Source organism: Leptospira terpstrae serovar Hualin str. LT 11-33 = ATCC 700639 (genome assembly GCF_000332495.1).
Lineage (GTDB): Bacteria > Spirochaetota > Leptospiria > Leptospirales > Leptospiraceae > Leptospira_A > Leptospira_A terpstrae.
Map to the genome: position 1 here is coordinate 82,013 of NZ_AOGW02000009.1, position 15,059 is coordinate 97,071.

A 15,059-nucleotide genomic window follows, 5' to 3' on the forward strand; every position below is an offset into this window, starting at 1 on the left:
TCGATTGAACAAACAAAATATCTATTGGCAATTATACCAAGATGATCCCATTCTAAAACCCGGATTCCCATCGCCCGTATTGGCGGATCCGAGTTTTTTATTTCCTGAAAATTGTTCCGACGGCCTTTGGCATCTTTTTGCACACAACATATTCGGTGTCCAAGAATTTCTCTCCGAAGATGGGATCCATTGGAAAAAAAGAAAAACTGTCGTATGGAATGCCATGCGTCCTTTTATCTTCCATGAAAACGGGACCTATTACCTTTATTACGAAAAGTATAAATTTCTTCATGTACTGATGACTTGGTTTCCCTACCGAAAGTGGAAATCTCGAATCGAAGTCCGAACCAGTAAAAATTTAAAAACTTGGTCCTCACCCAAAACTGTCATTGAACCCAAGTTTCCTTTCCACAAAGATCCAAAATTTGGTGAATCTGTTAGTAATCCATGTTTGGTGAAGTTCGGAAATAAGTACAGAATGTATTTTTCTTCGTCACTTGTTTACATTCCTGATTGTGGGTTTTGTGAACCCAAATACATAACTGTTGCGGAATCTACTTCCCCTTTGGGACCATTTTCGTATTTCTCAGATCCCATCCTTTCTCCTAATGATATGGATCCGTTTTGTAATTTGGGAGCCGGTTCCATCAAAGTGATCGAATGGAAAGGGCGTTACCTTGGATTTCAAAATGGAATCTTTTGGAATCCCGTTCGAAGGGAATCCTGTTCGGCAATTTTGTTTTTACAAAGTGAAGATGGACTGGGTTTTGAAAGGATCAACCAAACTCCCATCCTTGGTCCTACGGGAAAAGGTTGGAAGGCAAGCCATGTCTATGCTTGTGATGTCAAATATTCTGAAGCCGAAAAAATCTTTATCCTCTACTTTAATGCAAGAGACAAAGCTCACTGGACCCAAGGCAAAGAAGCCATTGGACTTTTTGTGGGAAAGGTAGAAGAATCGAAAGGGATCAAGAAGCAAACTACAAACAATCCTGCGAAGAAACCAAAGCCGAAAAAGAAAATATCGAAACCAAAACCAAAAGCTAAGAAGTCTAAACGCAAATGACAAGTTCACTCAAAGGCCACTCTAAAGATTTAGGAGATAATTTTATCATCCGCCGTGTTCTTCCAGCAATGGAAAAACGTTCGGTAGGCCCCTTTGTTTTTTATGATCATTTTGGTCCAGTACCAGTGGTCACAGGTGAGGAACTTGTGGTTCGTGCGCATCCCCACATCGGCCTTGCCACCATCACTTTTTTGTATGATGGTGTGATCACTCACAGGGATAGTCTGAAAGTGGAAATGGACATCCGACCACACGAAACCAATTGGATGGTAGCTGGTTCTGGTATCGTACACAGTGAACGCTCTAAATTTGATCCAAAATATGAAGTTTTAGAAGGCATTCAAACTTGGATTGCGTTACCAAAAGAAAAAGAAGGAATAGATCCCAGTTTTGAACATTTTTCCGAATCAGAAATTCCCGTTTTAAGAAAAGATGGTTTGGTGTTTCGGTTGTTAGGTGGTAGTTTCTTGGGATTACATTCTCCCGCCACAGTACATTCTCCTTTATTTTATGCTGACATTGAAATAAAGCATGAGGCAGAGGAAGTAAATTGGATTCTTTCTGACAAAGAAGAAGCTGGTCTCTATGTTTCGCGTGGATCCATTGAATCAAATGGTGAATCTTATGCAGTGGGGTCTATGGTTCTATTTGAAAAAGGAACAGCTGTGACTTTTAAGGCAAAACAAAACAGTCGTTTGATGTTACTCGGTGGGGAGCCATTGACAGAAAAAAGACATCTTTTTTGGAACTTTGTTTCCACAAGTCAGGATACGATTGAAAGAGCAAAGGAAAGATGGGCAAAAGATGAATTTCCGAAAGTTCCGAAAGAAACAGACCGAATTCCTTTGCCCACTTAAAAGTTAAGGCCGGAAATTTATTTCAATTCTTCTGCAGCTTTTTTGTATTCTTCTGCTTCTGTTCGGAATTCTTTCGCTAAGCTTAGGCAATGTTCTTTAAATTTTGCTTCGGAGATTGCCTTTCCCCCTTTGTTTCCCGCCATTTTTTCGTGTCTTTTTGCGCTCGCTTCTTTCTCTTTTGCAATAGCGTTTAAGTAAGAGCGTGCTGCTTGTTTACTTTCTGGCGAATTTGCCTCTTTTATCATCAAGTTTTCCAATTCAGACAAAGCAAATACGGATGTAGATGCTAACACGAGTAATAGGGTAATTAATTTTTTCATAGAATCCTCTCTGGTCTCCATTATACCGATTCTATGGGAATGTCAATAGGGGAGGTTATTGATATTTTACAGAATCGGAGCCCGCAGACATAAAAGCAAGTTTTGTCCCAGTTTCCGCAAAGGCAGAAATGGTTTCGGCAAATCCGGTAGCAGTAATCATAAATGTTTCGTTAGGGCCAACAGACTTTTGTAATTCGGGAAAATATATAGAACCAGAAATTGTATAAAAAATTCCAAAGGTTACTGGGTCACCTAACTGAGAGAAGTTGAAATTCTGAGCTTGGTAAAATTCCCAAGATTCTAATCGGAACTTATCATTTGATGTGAAAAGATATCTTGGGAAAGGATGGTAGGTGATCAGTTCCTTAGTTTTCTTTTCCGAGCCATCTGATTTTTGAAAATTTAGAACTGCAAGTGCTTTTTCTAGGTGGAGTTCTCTTGGATTTCCATCATCACTCAATCGACCATAATCGTAAACTCTATAGGTTGAATCAGAAGATTGTTGTACTTCTAAAAGTAAAACTCCTCCACCTATCGCGTGGATTGTACCTGGATTTAATAAAAAAACATCACCAGATTTTACCTTCCATTTCCTAAGTATGTTTTCACCGAGGTTTTGTTTTACAAGAGTTTCGTATTCTTCTCGGTTTGTGTTGTAATCGAAACCAACAACGAGTTCAGCCCCTGGGTCTGCGTACAAAACGTACCAACATTCTTTTTTGCCATTGGATTTAGGGTCATACTTAAGAGCGTATTCATCATCGGGATGAACTTGTACGGAAAGTTTTTCTTTGGCATCAATTACCTTAACGAGCAAAGGTAATCCTGATTCTGAGAATGGTTTGCCTAAAACTTCCTCAGGAGATTTTCGTATAATTTCTGTTAAGGGAAGATTGTAAAATTCTGGATTTTTGATAGGGGATACATCGGATCCATAAACAGAAACTTCCCAAGATTCTCCAATGGAGCCTTCTGGAATTTGGCGACCGAGAGATGTTTCGAGTTTTCTACCTCCCCAAATTTTTTCCTTATAGAGGGGGGTTAAAAATAAAACTTTGGGAATCTTTTCCATCGATTTCCTTTTTAGACAGCACTCTTCACTCGTAAAGGGATATTTTTATGGACCAACAATTTCACCCGTAGGTATTTTTTCTTAAAATGGGTAAAGGAATCAGGTCGGAATTTGGATAGATCAAACTCAAAAACCTTTCCGTGAATGAGGGCAGACCTAGGGAATTCTACTTTTAGATTTCTGTAACCTTTGTAACTACCTCGGCCACTGCAAGCGGTGCAGTGAGGGTCACCACCCATACAATCGATACAAACTAATCTTACCGTAAGCGGGATGACTGCGATCACTGGTCGTATGATTTCTGATTCTTTCAGATCAATAATCAAATCATAATCGATTCCCGTAACCTTTCTTCTGTCTTTGTTGCGAAAACCTTTCCTCATTAGCCCACGTTTGGCGAGTTCTAGAATTCCAGTGGTGAACCTAACGCGTGATACTGGTAATACTACAGGATGTTCTTCTAGTTTACGTTTTAAAAATTCACGTGCATAATTTCTTTTGAATTCTTCATCATAAGATTTTCGCCCTTCCCCGGTTAGGGTTTGGTATGCAAAATATAGACTTTGGAATTTAGAATAGGAACCGGTGATGGGATTGTCTGGATGGAATTGTTTTACCAGATGACGGAAGGACGTTTTAATCTCTTCCGTCGTGGCACCAAAGGGAATCTCTAGGACTTCGTAAAGGTTTGTGGGTTGGCTCGGTGGTATGGTAAAACTCATTCCACCCGCGCCTAATTATGGTTCTTGGAAATCCCCGCTGACAGAAACTTCCATAACGGATTCAGAAACCATGCGAGTTTCTAAACTTCCTTTCGCTTGGATGTATCTGTCAATGGTTCTTGCCACTTCGCGGAGTCTGTCTCGGTATGCTGCTGCTAAACGGAGTCTTTCCCATGGGCTTTGGATTTTTTCTAACTCAAAACTCAATGTGTTATCATCTGCATTGGTTACTGTGCGAACAGAAAGAGTCAGTCCTTTCACTCCACCCGATGTATTATTTTTTAATTCACGGTAAGTTGTGACAGGGTCTTTGCCTTTTTCAGTGAGTGATTTTCTGGACCAAAAGGAGATTTCATCTAAAGAGAATCCGCCACCTTCCGCTCCGCCACCACCTTTCAATTTCATGACAAAACGACTGTGCATGACATAACGTGGTTCAAATGGAAGGTGGATTTCCCTTGCATTGGTCACTTGGCCATAACGACTATCTTTGATTTTCTTTTCGTAACTTAGGAATTTAACCTTTTCGTTGATCACTGCATGGTAATCATCTACTTCTTTACCAATTCGTTCGATCTTCTGTTGTTGTTTTGCGTTATAAGGGATAAGAGCAATGCTTCCATCCGGATTTAACTTTTTAGAATCTGCTTGGCTGACAGGTTCATTTTTTTCGTCGGCGGCAAAAAGGCCAACGGTGAGTAGAAAGGATAAAATTAGGACAAACGAGATACGCATACGAACTCCCAGGTAGTAGACTCTATATATATTTTCGACTTTTGAAATGAAATCATTAATTTGTTAAAAATAAGGTTGATAAAAAACGTAAAAACCCGACTCTAGCGGTAGGTCTCCCATGGAAATAAATCTAAAAAAAAATGCCGATGCCTATGTGATCAGCATTTCTGGAAGTTTAGACATTTACACTTCCCTGGATTTTAAAAACTTCCTGGAAACCAATGTTCCTAGCCAACCCACAGAAAATCTGCATGTCATCATCAATTTAGAGAAACTCAACTACATTGACTCCTCTGGAATTGGAATGCTCATCAAACAGCTGAATTATGTCCAAGAACTTAAGGGAAAGTTCTCCATTGCCAATATGAAACCAGCGATTGAGAAAGTTTTCAAAGTGGCCGGACTTACAAGTTACTTCCAAACCATTGGCGAAGACGAATACCGCGAAAAATACGCAGTATAATCAATCTTTCGCATCTAATCGATTTTCTAATACAAAAGCATCCCAAACTCCCCAAAATCGACCGAGCGAGTTGTTACTTGGCACAAGGTCGACATAAATCTTGCCATCAGGGTATTCTGACGGTTCGAGAGGGATTTCTACCGGATTGGAGAAACTTTGGTTTTTGTCTGTATACACTGAAAGTTTGGGCCTTCCATTCACAAGAATGTTCAATTTTCTCGGTTTGAATTTGGAACCTTTCAAGGGGCGGTAACGAGTTAGGTCCAGATAAAGGTAAACAGTCGATTTGGAGATTATGGTTTTTTCTAAAAGAAACTGAAGCCCTGTTTCAGGTACCATTCGGCAAATATAGTCTTGGAGGCCGAGGTGTGACGCATCTGGTTCCAATTCATAGGATTGGTAAATCGCCCAAGTTTTCAGTTCTGGGAATGTGGAAATGTCCTCTGGCAGTAATCCTTCTTCCAAGCCAAATTCCTGTTTAGGAATGGTCGTGTCTTTTGCGATCACCGAAACAAAGCATGATAAAAAGATTGCCGTTAGGAGAAGGATTCGTAGTTTCAATGGAAGCACCTAGTACAAGTATCGGATTACGAGACAAGTCCCCCTTTGAAAATTATTCGCTCTTTAGAATCGATCCAAAACGAGTTTCAAACCGGCTCATCCTTGACACTCGGTAATTTTGATGGAATCCACGTGGGCCACCAGACTCTACTTTTGCGAACTGTCGAAAAAGCAAAGGAATTGGATCTTCCTTCTGTTGTTGTGACATACTACCCAAACCCTTCAGTGGTTCTTGGCAAAAAACCAAATTTCAAATACCTATCTTCCGAAAGAGAAAAAGAAGAACTCATTCGTGGGTTTGGAATCGACTACTTAGTAGTTTTAGATTTTACATTAGAACTTTCTAAAATGTCTGCTGAAGATTTTTTAGAGAAAATTATGATTAAAACTTTAAATTCAAAACATATTGTTATAGGTTATAATCATTTTTTCGGAGCAGAACGTCGCGGTGACTTTAATCTTCTAAATTCCAATAAAACTACCTATGGTTATGCGGTAGAATTAAAGGAAGCCGTATTAAAAAAGGAAAGTAAAATCTCTTCTTCTTTAATTCGTGGATTTTTGGAAAAAGGAGAAATGGAAGAAGCAAAAATTCTTTTAGGTAGAAATTACCATATCACTGGCTTAGTTTTTGAAGGAGCAAAAAGAGGACGTACCATTGGATTTCCTACTGCAAATATTAAAGTACCCGAGGATAAACTTTTACCAGCTATAGGTGTTTACGCTTGTTTTGCAAAGTTTGGTGGCAAAGACCACAAAGGAATGGTAAACATCGGACACAATCCAACCTTTGATGGATTAGGACTTCATGTGGAAGTGAATGTTTTTGATTTTGACGGAGATTTATATGGAAAAGAAATCGAGTTGGAAATTGTTCACAAAATTCGTGATGAAAAAAAGTTTAGCGGTTTGGATGAGCTGAAAAACCAACTAACAAAAGATAAAGAAGAGAGCATTCACATTTTAAATTTTGACTAAATGGTATAATTTCCCTTTTCTTTTGATTTTTCCTATAATTTGTCCGTTTGTAGAATCTTTTTCTAATAATCCATCCAAAGATATTTTGGAAATCGCCCAATCTTCTTTTAGTTCATCAAAATAAAATCCGTGGTCTTTTTTGGAATTGTCTTTCATTAGTAGTACATTTTTTTCTTTTTTCTCACCTTCTTCCATCAATACAAATCCTGGCCCAGGAAACAAGGGAACTAACTTATCTTTGATTCGTAATTGTTTTTTGAATGCAGGAATGTTCCTTAGGATTCGGTAACTTTTTTTAGGAATTAAAAAATTCACACCTTCTAACACATAACATATAAAAACCAACTTACCGCTCAGTTTTTGTGATGTGGGAGATGTGTTTGGTTTTTTTTCTGTAAGACGATTCGCAATGCGAGTAATTCTGTTTTTTAAGGCAGAATCTAAAAACTCAATTTTATCCTCTGATTTGATTTTTTCTAAGATATGGAAAAGAGTATCGAACTCTTTTTGTTTGTATTCATTTTTGATTTTGAACTTATGAATTTCAGTATTTAGGCGTTTACTTCTTTGTAAAAAGTAAGGTGATTCATTTGTTTCTGAAATTTTAATCAGTTGCTCTGATAATTCAATTATGTTTTCGATCCGTTCTTTTGATTCTCTATCTAGTTCTTCCAGACGAATCAAATCATTTTCTAACTTGACTTTGGTCTGAAAGAACTCTTCTGCCCCCAATTCTTTTTTGGTTGGTTTCATGTCGATTTTTAGTTTGCAAACTTACGTTTTTTAATCGAAAGGATAATTCCAACAGCAGTCATTGCCATTACTAAATGGGATCCACCGTAACTCATAAATGTAAGTGGAACGCCTGTTACAGGAAGCAGTCCAATGACAATTCCCACATTAATAGCAATATGGAAAAATATCATTGCTACAATTCCTGCTGCAAGTAGGGATCCAAACCTGTCTTTACTTTCAAAACTAATTTGTAGTCCTCGCAGTGGTATTGACATTAAAAAGAAAAGAAGTAACACACTTCCAAAAAAACCAGTTTGTTCTGCCCAAGAAGCAAAGATAAAGTCTGTTCCCGATTCGGGAACATGGGGGATTCGCCCTTCTGTCATTTCTCCATGAAAGAGTCCTTTTCCAAAAACCTTTCCAGAACCAACTGCTGGTTTCGATGCTCGAAGTTGGTAACCAGCACCTTGTTTGAATTGATCAGGATTTAGGAAGGCTGTAAGACGAATGACTTGGTTTTCACGGAAAGGAATGGATTTGTGAACGGCAATTGCCGAGAGAATGGAAAGTCCCAATATTCCAATTGTGATATAATAGTTTCTGAGATTTTTAGAACCACGGGCAATGCGGATAAAAATCATCACCAAACTAATGAGTGCCAATGTTCCACCGAGACCAAACATAAATGCTTCATTGGATAAAATTTTAAAACCCAAACTCGCATATTCATCTTTTACTATGTCAGCAGCTTCTCTAATCATTTGTAGATTTTTTGGATTTTCAATGCCAGGTAAGGTCAGACCGGAAACTTTTTTACCATCCAGGATTAGCCAAATTTTACCTTGGAGTTGGTTTACTATTGATACAAGTTCAGTTTTGTTATCTTTGCGAAGTAAATCAATGAGTGGTTGAACTAAAGTTAATTGAGAGTAAGCAAGATACATGGGAACCATGAGAGAAATTCCACCAAATGTGAGTAGGGATCCAATATGCAAAATATCAGCACCACCTAAATACAACATGGTGAATAACATTGGTAAAAATGAAACTGCAGTTCCAAAATCCGGTTGTAAGATAATGAAAAGCATAGGAACCAAACAGATGATAAATGGAATGATAAGCACTGTTATTTTGTGCATTTCTTTTTCTTTTAATACTAAATACTGGCCAAGTAGAATTACTGTAGCCAATTTAGAAAACTCTGATGCTTGGAGAGTGATTGGTCCTAGTTTTAGCCAAGAACGTGCTCCACGTCCCGAAGGTAAGTATCCAATTCCAGGAATTAGAGTGAGTATGAGTAAAACAATAGAAAAGATATAAATAAATAGTGCATAAGAACCTATCAACTGATAGTTGATTCTAGACATAAACCACATCGAAATAAGGCCAACAAAAACAAATGTAAATTGTTTGTACCAGCGACCTAGTCCATCAGCAGTATTGGCTTCTTGAGTGTATAAAGTTAGTACTCCTGCCATTGCCACGAGGACTACGGAGAATATGAGAAAAAAATCGAGTTTTTCTGTATTGCGATCAGCCATTAAAATGCCTCTTGTTCTACTGGTGCTTCTTCTTCCATGGTTTTCGCACGCGATCTATCAGTTCTTGGGAATGATCCTGGTGGGAAAGCAGCTTTAAATACTTCACGAGCTGCAGGAGCAGCGGATGCTGCACCTCCTACACCAAATTCAACGAAAGCAGCAACTAATATCTGTTTTTCGGGTGGTGCGTTCACAGGTGCATATCCAATAAACCAAGCGTGGTTTGACGAAGATGCTCCTCTGCGTCTAGTTTGTGCGGTTCCCGTTTTACCTGCAATTTCAGGAAGAGTAGGTGAGTTGAGAACGCCAGAGGCTGTTCCTGAATATCCCACTAAATACAATCCTTCTTTGAGAGCTTCTACGGTAGATCGTTTGAGTGGAATGTCTCGGAGAATTGTTGGTTCCGTTTTCTGTATGAGAGAGTTGTCAAGAGGGCTTCTTATTTCTGAAACAATATAAGGTTTGTAAATTTTACCATTGTTGACAACGGCCATATAAAATAATGCCATCTCAATGGGAGTGGTTGAAATAAATCCTTGGCCAATGGAAAGGTTTACTGTATCTCCATCAAACCATTTGTTCCCATAAGTTCTTTTTTTCCAATCGGAACTTGGTATGAAACCTGTTGCTTCTCCCGGAAGATCAATACCTGTTTTTTTATCTAAACCAAATAACCGAGAATAGGCGAGAATTGGTTCTGCCCCTAACTTATATCCTAATTGGTAAAAGTAAACAGAATTCGATTTTTCTAATGCTTGGGCTAGGTTAAGATCCCCATGATTCTTTTTATCCCAGTTATAAAAAACTTGGTCCGGTACACCTTTGAAAGTTGACTTCAATGTGAAACTTGCCGGACAAGAAAATGTTTGTTTAGGATCAAAATTGATTTTATGTTCACTCTCCATGGCAGCAAGACCCACTAGAGTTTTGAAAGTGGATGCTGGAGGAAACCTAGATTGAATCGCTAAATTTAAAAAACCACCATTGTTAGTAACACGCGTAAAGTGATTGGAGCGATCTAATTTGTTTTTGCCAGATAGGATATTCGGGTCATAGGAAGGATTGGATGCCATAGCCAATACTTCGCCTGTGGTTGCTTTGATAGCAAGGACCGTTCCCCTAACACCTTTTAGCGCACGATAGGCGGCTATTTGCATATCCCGGTCAATGGTTAAAACTAAATTGTTTCCAGGAACCGAGTGTTCAATCACACGTTCTTCTTCTATATTTCCTTCTGTGTTTCTTTTTTGAATTCGAAACCCATCTTGTCCACGAAGAGTTGTGTCATAAAGAGATTCAATTCCACCTTTCCCGATGAGTTGGTAGGTTTTGATTTCTTTTTCTTGTAAGTCGCTAGTTGTGGGTTTTCCCACATAACCTGTCACATGCGAAAGTGCCGGTCCCATATGGTAAACGCGTGCTGGTGAAGAAACTAAATATACATATTTATTGATATTATCAAGTACAAGAATACGTTCTTGTTGTTCACGTGAGATTCCTTCTAAAAGTACAAAAGGTTCTCTCGAACGTATTTTTTTAATCATTCGTGAGTCTTGGAGTTCTTTTTCGTAATAAACGATTGGAATCGAGAGGGCTTCACAAAATTTGTAAATAAAATCTTTCACCTTTCTTGGATCATTTTTGAGTAAACTTGTATTCAGAATCACATCAAGAGAGGCAGAGTTCGAAACAAGAGGTTGGCTTGTTTCTGGAGTGAGAAAATTGCGATCAAAAATATTTCCACGGTCAGCAGGAATGGACTCACTTCTGCGGACAAAACGTTCTGCTTTTAATGAGTTTTCACTTCCTTGTACAATCTGTAGATTGAACAACTGTAGGATATAGGCTGTTAAAGTAAAAACAACCATTCCTGTAAAAAAATACAGACGTTTACGAAAACTTGTTTCTAGACGAAACTCAGACGCCGACTGGCTCATTGCCTCACCTCATCAGCATCTAATCGGAAGGCCCATGAGAATAAAAAGAACAACGCAGGACCAATGAATGCATTATATAAAGAAACATACAAAAAGGAATAACTATGGTTGGAGTGAAAGAACATCAAAAATAAAAGATACGTGATGATTCTTGAAACCAATGTAAATCCAAGGATGTAGATGGTAATGGAGATATAATTTTCTGTATAAGAAGATCGCATTACCTTTCCTACGATATATCCTATGATGGCATAAGAAAAGGAATGAAGTCCAATTTTGTAATAAACAATATTGTCTCCGCCAATTTCACCACCAAGTGCTGTATCGGTGAGAAGGCCTCCAAAAAATCCTAACCATAGTCCATAGAGAGGACCTTTTCTTAACGCAAAAAAGACAACAAAGATGACCATAAAGTCTGGCCGAACTGCATTCCCTAACTCAAATAGATTGGATCCATTTAAGAAGTGGGAGAGTAACAATCCGATAACGATAAAAAGTTTATCTAAAATCATGGTGTTACCTCCTTAGGAGCATCTGGCGTGGAAGGAGAAGATGGGACTGGTGGTGATGAGTCTTGTGTATTTGTATTCAAAGATGGTTTTGTGTATTGAGGTGTTCCAAAGGTATAAGGAAAGTTCCCTTGCCTTTTATCTTTATCTTTTTTATTATAATCTTTTTCTTTTGGAAAATCGATTTCGCCAAAATAAGGGCCGTCAATTTGAATTGTTTTTTCAGCCGGCCACTCTTCACGCCACTTTTCAGGTTGTTTCTTCAAAACTATAACATGTAACAGTTTATCAAATTCAACAAACGGGCGTAAAATGGCAGTTTTAAAAGATCCATTTCTTGGACCTTCTTCGATGATCGTTCCGACAGGAATTCCCGAAGGAAAAACACCTGATCCACCAGAACTAAACACTGCTTTTCCAATTTTACTAAACCCTTCGGTAAACATGGTACTTGCTGAAGTTGGTGGTGGATTTGGTCCCATTGGAAAATTTCCGATGGCTTTAGGATCAATCACAATTCCGGCATCAATATAATCTAACAAAACATCAGTTCCGCGGCCACTATTTCCATTGAGGGAAGCCCAAAGGTTGGTTCCTGGAATAGAAACTCCCATAGAAAAGTTGGAATTGATAATAGGTTGGATGACCGCAGATCCTTTGGAAACAGCGATGATTTTACCCACAAGTGCTTCTGTAAATTTCCCTTTTTCATCTAAGGCCCGAGCCACAACGGGCATGTAAGGTTTAATTCCTTCTTCGGAACCTTTATTAATGATGATAGTGCGGTAGATGGCATTCAAACGAACACTCAATACTTCAGCACGAACCGTAGGATAATCGATATGAAGGGGGAAGTTCAATTCTTGCCTGAGGATGGCGTTCTCGGCTTTCAACCTTTCCACATCTTTGGAAAGTTGGCGGTATTCTTCCATCACGTTCAAACAAGAATCACGCTCTTCTCGGACACGTTCGAACGACTCAAGTTTGTTATAGCTACTTTTGATTAGGGATCCAAAGGAATCAAAGGACCCAGAAAAAAAGTCGCCAACACCCTGAAAGCTGGCAATCCCTCTCACCATGAAGTTGCCGTTCCAAATTAGGGAAGTAAAGGAAAACAGGAATACGAAGAGTAGGGAAAACAATTCGTCATTTTGATTGATGCGATTCCACTTCATGGACTTATGTCACATTAATTTTATTGGAAATAAAATTTCAAGCGCGAATCCAATTTGGTTAATTTTTCAATCTTTGCGGTTCGTAATCTCGGGTAGGAAATAAAATGAAGAGGGGGAGGCCATTCTTGCCCCACCACGAATGGTTTGTAATCCCTTCTGACTGCGAAAGGCAGTCACCCGAACCTGATCCAAAGAGGGGATGGTCTCCTTTGTAAGACCCAACTTTAAGCGAACTTCCCCGGCCCCAGGATCTACCACTTGTGCGAAATAGGTTTTTGGACCCATTTGGACGATGGCAAATTCTCGGAGGTGGAAAAGTGGCCTTGGATCATTGGCGGTTCCTAAAAATTTAGAGATGAGAGTGAGAAAGGAAGGAAAGTCCGCCTTGTCCAAGGAGGATACATAAGTAAGCAAATGTTGGCGGAGGTATTCTTTGGCATGGTTGTGGGCAAGGACCACACGATGGCGACTGTCGAGTTGATTGTAAAATAACTGCAGAAGATTACGTTCTTCTAAGGTGCAACCCGCTCGAAAAGCCAAACGATCCAATCGTTTGCTATGCATTCGGACAAGCTCGATCCTTCGGGTGATGTAAGCGGAAAGGCGAAAAGAAAGATAAAAGAAAAGAAGTAGAAGGAAAAGTTTTAAAAGTACAAACTCTTGGTTGCCCTCCCAAATCCATACAGGTCTTTCTGGAAACATTGGTAATTAGACGTATAGAGAAATGAGAATTAATCATTGAATAAAGTAGTCTCTCTAGTCATAATTTTATTTATGATTTCTGTCGGAATTCGAGAGTTAAAAGCTCATCAGCCGAACCAAGGATCCAAGGGCTTCTTCCCAAATGGGTTTCCATTCCGTTTGGAATCTTTCGCCTAAACTTTTTTCTAAAGCATAGAGAAGGCTTGGTGCAATTTCTGCTAAATCCGTAACTTTGATTCCCATCTCTTCATGCATTTTTCCTAAATTTTTAAGTTCATTATGGATTTGATTCAAATTTCCAAATCTTTCGATCGTTCTTCCGAACATGGCAAGTAACTTTTTCGCTTGGGTTTCCATATCCGTATTTTGGAAAAATTTTTGGAACTCTGGTTTTGTTTCGAGAAAGTGGACGTAAAAATCCCGAGCTAAATTTGGATTTAGATGCAATGCCAATTCTAAGGATCTTTGTAATTCTAATATGGTATCTTTTTCTTTAAACCCTAACACGGAGTAAGCGGCCATCTTATCCGTTTTCCCTCTCAGTCTGGTTAGAATTTTTTTGTCGATTTGAATTTTGTCGGAGATGTACTTATAGATTTCGTCAGAGATCAAAAATCTTGTTCCCGTTTTTTTATTCAATGCTTCCAATCGGGAGGCAACGTTTACAGTATCTCCGAGGACTGTTTGTGATTTGTGATCGGAGTGACCGATGTCACCATAGATGACTTGTCCTGCATGTAATCCCAATCGAATCTCAAACTCATGGTGGAATCGTTCTTTTACATAGGAATTAAATTTTTGAAGTTGGTCAAACATCCGAAAACAAGCACGTAATGCTTGGACAAACATTTGTTTTTTTGCCTCTTCCAAACTGAGTTCTGAGGATTGTAATTTTGTTTTGTCCAAAAAGAAATAGGCAAGGATTCCATCTCCAATGAACTTATCGATAAATCCACCATTGTTGAGAATTGGTTCACTCATCTCTTGGAAAAATCGATTGAGAACAAACACAACGTCATAGGCAAGACTTGATTCTGTAAAAGAAGTAAATCCTTTGATGTCTAAAAATAAAATGGCCGCATAACACTCTTCGCCCGTCTTCGAACTTTTTGTTTCGGAAGTTACCGTTTTAAGATCTTCTTCGTCACGAATGATCCTTTGCACATCGACATTCCCAAAAATTTCAGTTTGGCAGGACAAACGAATTTCCTTTGGCCAACCTTTGCGATCCGCGATTGTTTTTTCCCTATCATTTCTTTCACTCAGTGAGGACAATCCATGCGTAACAAAAACGCGGCAAGTGGTGCATCGTGCATTTCCTCCACATAAATGATAAAGGGGGAAGTGATTGGCTAAGGCGGTTTCTAATATGGTATCACCTGCCTTTTTGATTTTTAACGTTTTCCTTTCCGGTTCTAAAAAAGAGAGATCAAACATTGGGACAGACCTTTTGCAATGGATTTACGAATATTAAGATGTAGGAATTTTCGCCAAACGAGATTCAGTTTCCAATTAGAATAGAACTCTATCGTTTGTTTTCCTTGCTAGTTAAAAATTACAAAGCTACTGTAATTTTTATTAATTTCAGGTAGGGAGATTTTTGTTTTGCTTGCATCTCGAATGCAAAACAAACAAACAAACATCAATCATAATCTAATGAAACTCTGCCATGCATATGACCCAGCA

General features: G+C 38.7%; 16 protein-coding genes. 4 read left to right on the forward strand and 12 right to left on the reverse strand.

Annotated elements, in window-relative coordinates; translation table 11 throughout:
* Positions 1-4: 4 nt before the first annotated feature.
* Positions 5-1,066 carry a glycoside hydrolase family protein gene (locus LEP1GSC203_RS07085; RefSeq protein WP_002973416.1) on the forward strand — a complete coding sequence of 354 codons (1,062 nt, stop codon included), beginning with the start codon at positions 5-7 and terminating at the stop codon, positions 1,064-1,066.
* Complete coding sequence (locus LEP1GSC203_RS07090; protein ID WP_002973497.1) at positions 1,063-1,923, forward strand: pirin family protein; 861 nt, start codon at positions 1,063-1,065, stop codon at positions 1,921-1,923. The genes LEP1GSC203_RS07085 and LEP1GSC203_RS07090 overlap by 4 nt, the downstream gene beginning before the upstream one ends.
* Positions 1,924-1,940: 17 nt before the next feature.
* Here LEP1GSC203_RS07090 and LEP1GSC203_RS07095 read toward each other — a convergent pair whose 3' ends face one another.
* The 4 genes from LEP1GSC203_RS07095 to LEP1GSC203_RS07110 are packed head-to-tail and all read right to left on the reverse strand — an operon-like array spanning position 1,941 to position 4,772.
* Entirely contained in the window at positions 1,941-2,243 is a 303-nt protein-coding gene (locus LEP1GSC203_RS07095; RefSeq protein ID WP_002973260.1) for a hypothetical protein, read from the reverse strand.
* Positions 2,244-2,298: 55 nt separating this feature from the next.
* A complete protein-coding gene (locus LEP1GSC203_RS07100) occupies positions 2,299-3,315 on the reverse strand; it encodes a type I phosphomannose isomerase catalytic subunit (protein WP_002973310.1) in 1,017 nt (338 codons plus the stop codon).
* 11 nt (positions 3,316-3,326) lie between these two features.
* Positions 3,327-4,037, reverse strand: a complete 711-nt coding sequence (locus tag LEP1GSC203_RS07105; RefSeq protein WP_002973532.1) for a J domain-containing protein — start codon at positions 4,035-4,037, stop codon at positions 3,327-3,329.
* Positions 4,038-4,052: 15 nt separating this feature from the next.
* The gene (locus LEP1GSC203_RS07110) at positions 4,053-4,772 is read right to left on the reverse strand and encodes an LIC_12936 family protein (RefSeq protein ID WP_002973510.1); all 720 of its coding nucleotides are present in this window, start codon (positions 4,770-4,772) and stop codon (positions 4,053-4,055) included.
* A gap of 118 nt (positions 4,773-4,890) precedes the next feature.
* Between LEP1GSC203_RS07110 and LEP1GSC203_RS07115 the strand changes: the two genes are divergently transcribed.
* Positions 4,891-5,235 carry an STAS domain-containing protein gene (locus LEP1GSC203_RS07115; RefSeq protein ID WP_002973307.1) on the forward strand — a complete coding sequence of 115 codons (345 nt, stop codon included), beginning with the start codon at positions 4,891-4,893 and terminating at the stop codon, positions 5,233-5,235.
* Here LEP1GSC203_RS07115 and LEP1GSC203_RS07120 read toward each other — a convergent pair whose 3' ends face one another.
* A complete protein-coding gene (locus LEP1GSC203_RS07120) occupies positions 5,236-5,805 on the reverse strand; it encodes an LIC10729 family protein (RefSeq protein WP_232225822.1) in 570 nt (189 codons plus the stop codon).
* Positions 5,806-5,841: 36 nt separating this feature from the next.
* On the opposite strand from LEP1GSC203_RS07120, the gene LEP1GSC203_RS07125 reads away from it, so the two are divergent.
* Complete coding sequence (locus LEP1GSC203_RS07125; protein ID WP_039937468.1) at positions 5,842-6,774, forward strand: bifunctional riboflavin kinase/FAD synthetase; 933 nt, start codon at positions 5,842-5,844, stop codon at positions 6,772-6,774.
* Here the strand turns inward: LEP1GSC203_RS07125 and LEP1GSC203_RS07130 are convergent.
* The 7 genes from LEP1GSC203_RS07130 to LEP1GSC203_RS07160 all read right to left on the reverse strand — a co-directional run bounded on the left by LEP1GSC203_RS07130 (position 6,760) and on the right by LEP1GSC203_RS07160 (position 14,810).
* On the reverse strand, positions 6,760-7,527 hold the full coding sequence (locus tag LEP1GSC203_RS07130; RefSeq protein ID WP_002973305.1) for a hypothetical protein: 768 nt from the start codon (positions 7,525-7,527) through the stop codon (positions 6,760-6,762). The two genes, LEP1GSC203_RS07125 and LEP1GSC203_RS07130, sit on opposite strands and share 15 nt — an antisense overlap.
* An 8-nt stretch (positions 7,528-7,535) precedes the next feature.
* Positions 7,536-9,050 (reverse strand): rod shape-determining protein RodA, encoded by a 1,515-nt coding sequence (rodA, locus tag LEP1GSC203_RS07135; protein WP_002973239.1) that lies wholly within the window; start codon positions 9,048-9,050, stop codon positions 7,536-7,538.
* Positions 9,050-10,987, reverse strand: coding sequence for a penicillin-binding protein 2 (gene mrdA / locus LEP1GSC203_RS07140; RefSeq protein WP_002973463.1), 1,938 nt, complete (start codon positions 10,985-10,987; stop codon positions 9,050-9,052). Before mrdA ends, rodA begins: the two co-directional genes overlap by 1 nt.
* Entirely contained in the window at positions 10,984-11,499 is a 516-nt protein-coding gene (gene mreD / locus LEP1GSC203_RS07145; protein ID WP_002973337.1) for a rod shape-determining protein MreD, read from the reverse strand. Before mreD ends, mrdA begins: the two co-directional genes overlap by 4 nt.
* Positions 11,496-12,671, reverse strand: coding sequence for a rod shape-determining protein MreC (gene mreC, locus LEP1GSC203_RS07150; protein ID WP_039937470.1), 1,176 nt, complete (start codon positions 12,669-12,671; stop codon positions 11,496-11,498). The genes mreD and mreC overlap by 4 nt, the downstream gene beginning before the upstream one ends.
* 66 nt (positions 12,672-12,737) lie before the next feature.
* Entirely contained in the window at positions 12,738-13,373 is a 636-nt protein-coding gene (locus tag LEP1GSC203_RS07155; RefSeq protein WP_002973405.1) for a hypothetical protein, read from the reverse strand.
* A 96-nt stretch (positions 13,374-13,469) separates the two neighbouring features.
* Positions 13,470-14,810, reverse strand: a complete 1,341-nt coding sequence (locus LEP1GSC203_RS07160; RefSeq protein WP_002973276.1) for an adenylate/guanylate cyclase domain-containing protein — start codon at positions 14,808-14,810, stop codon at positions 13,470-13,472.
* Between the last annotated feature and the right edge of the window lie 249 nt (positions 14,811-15,059).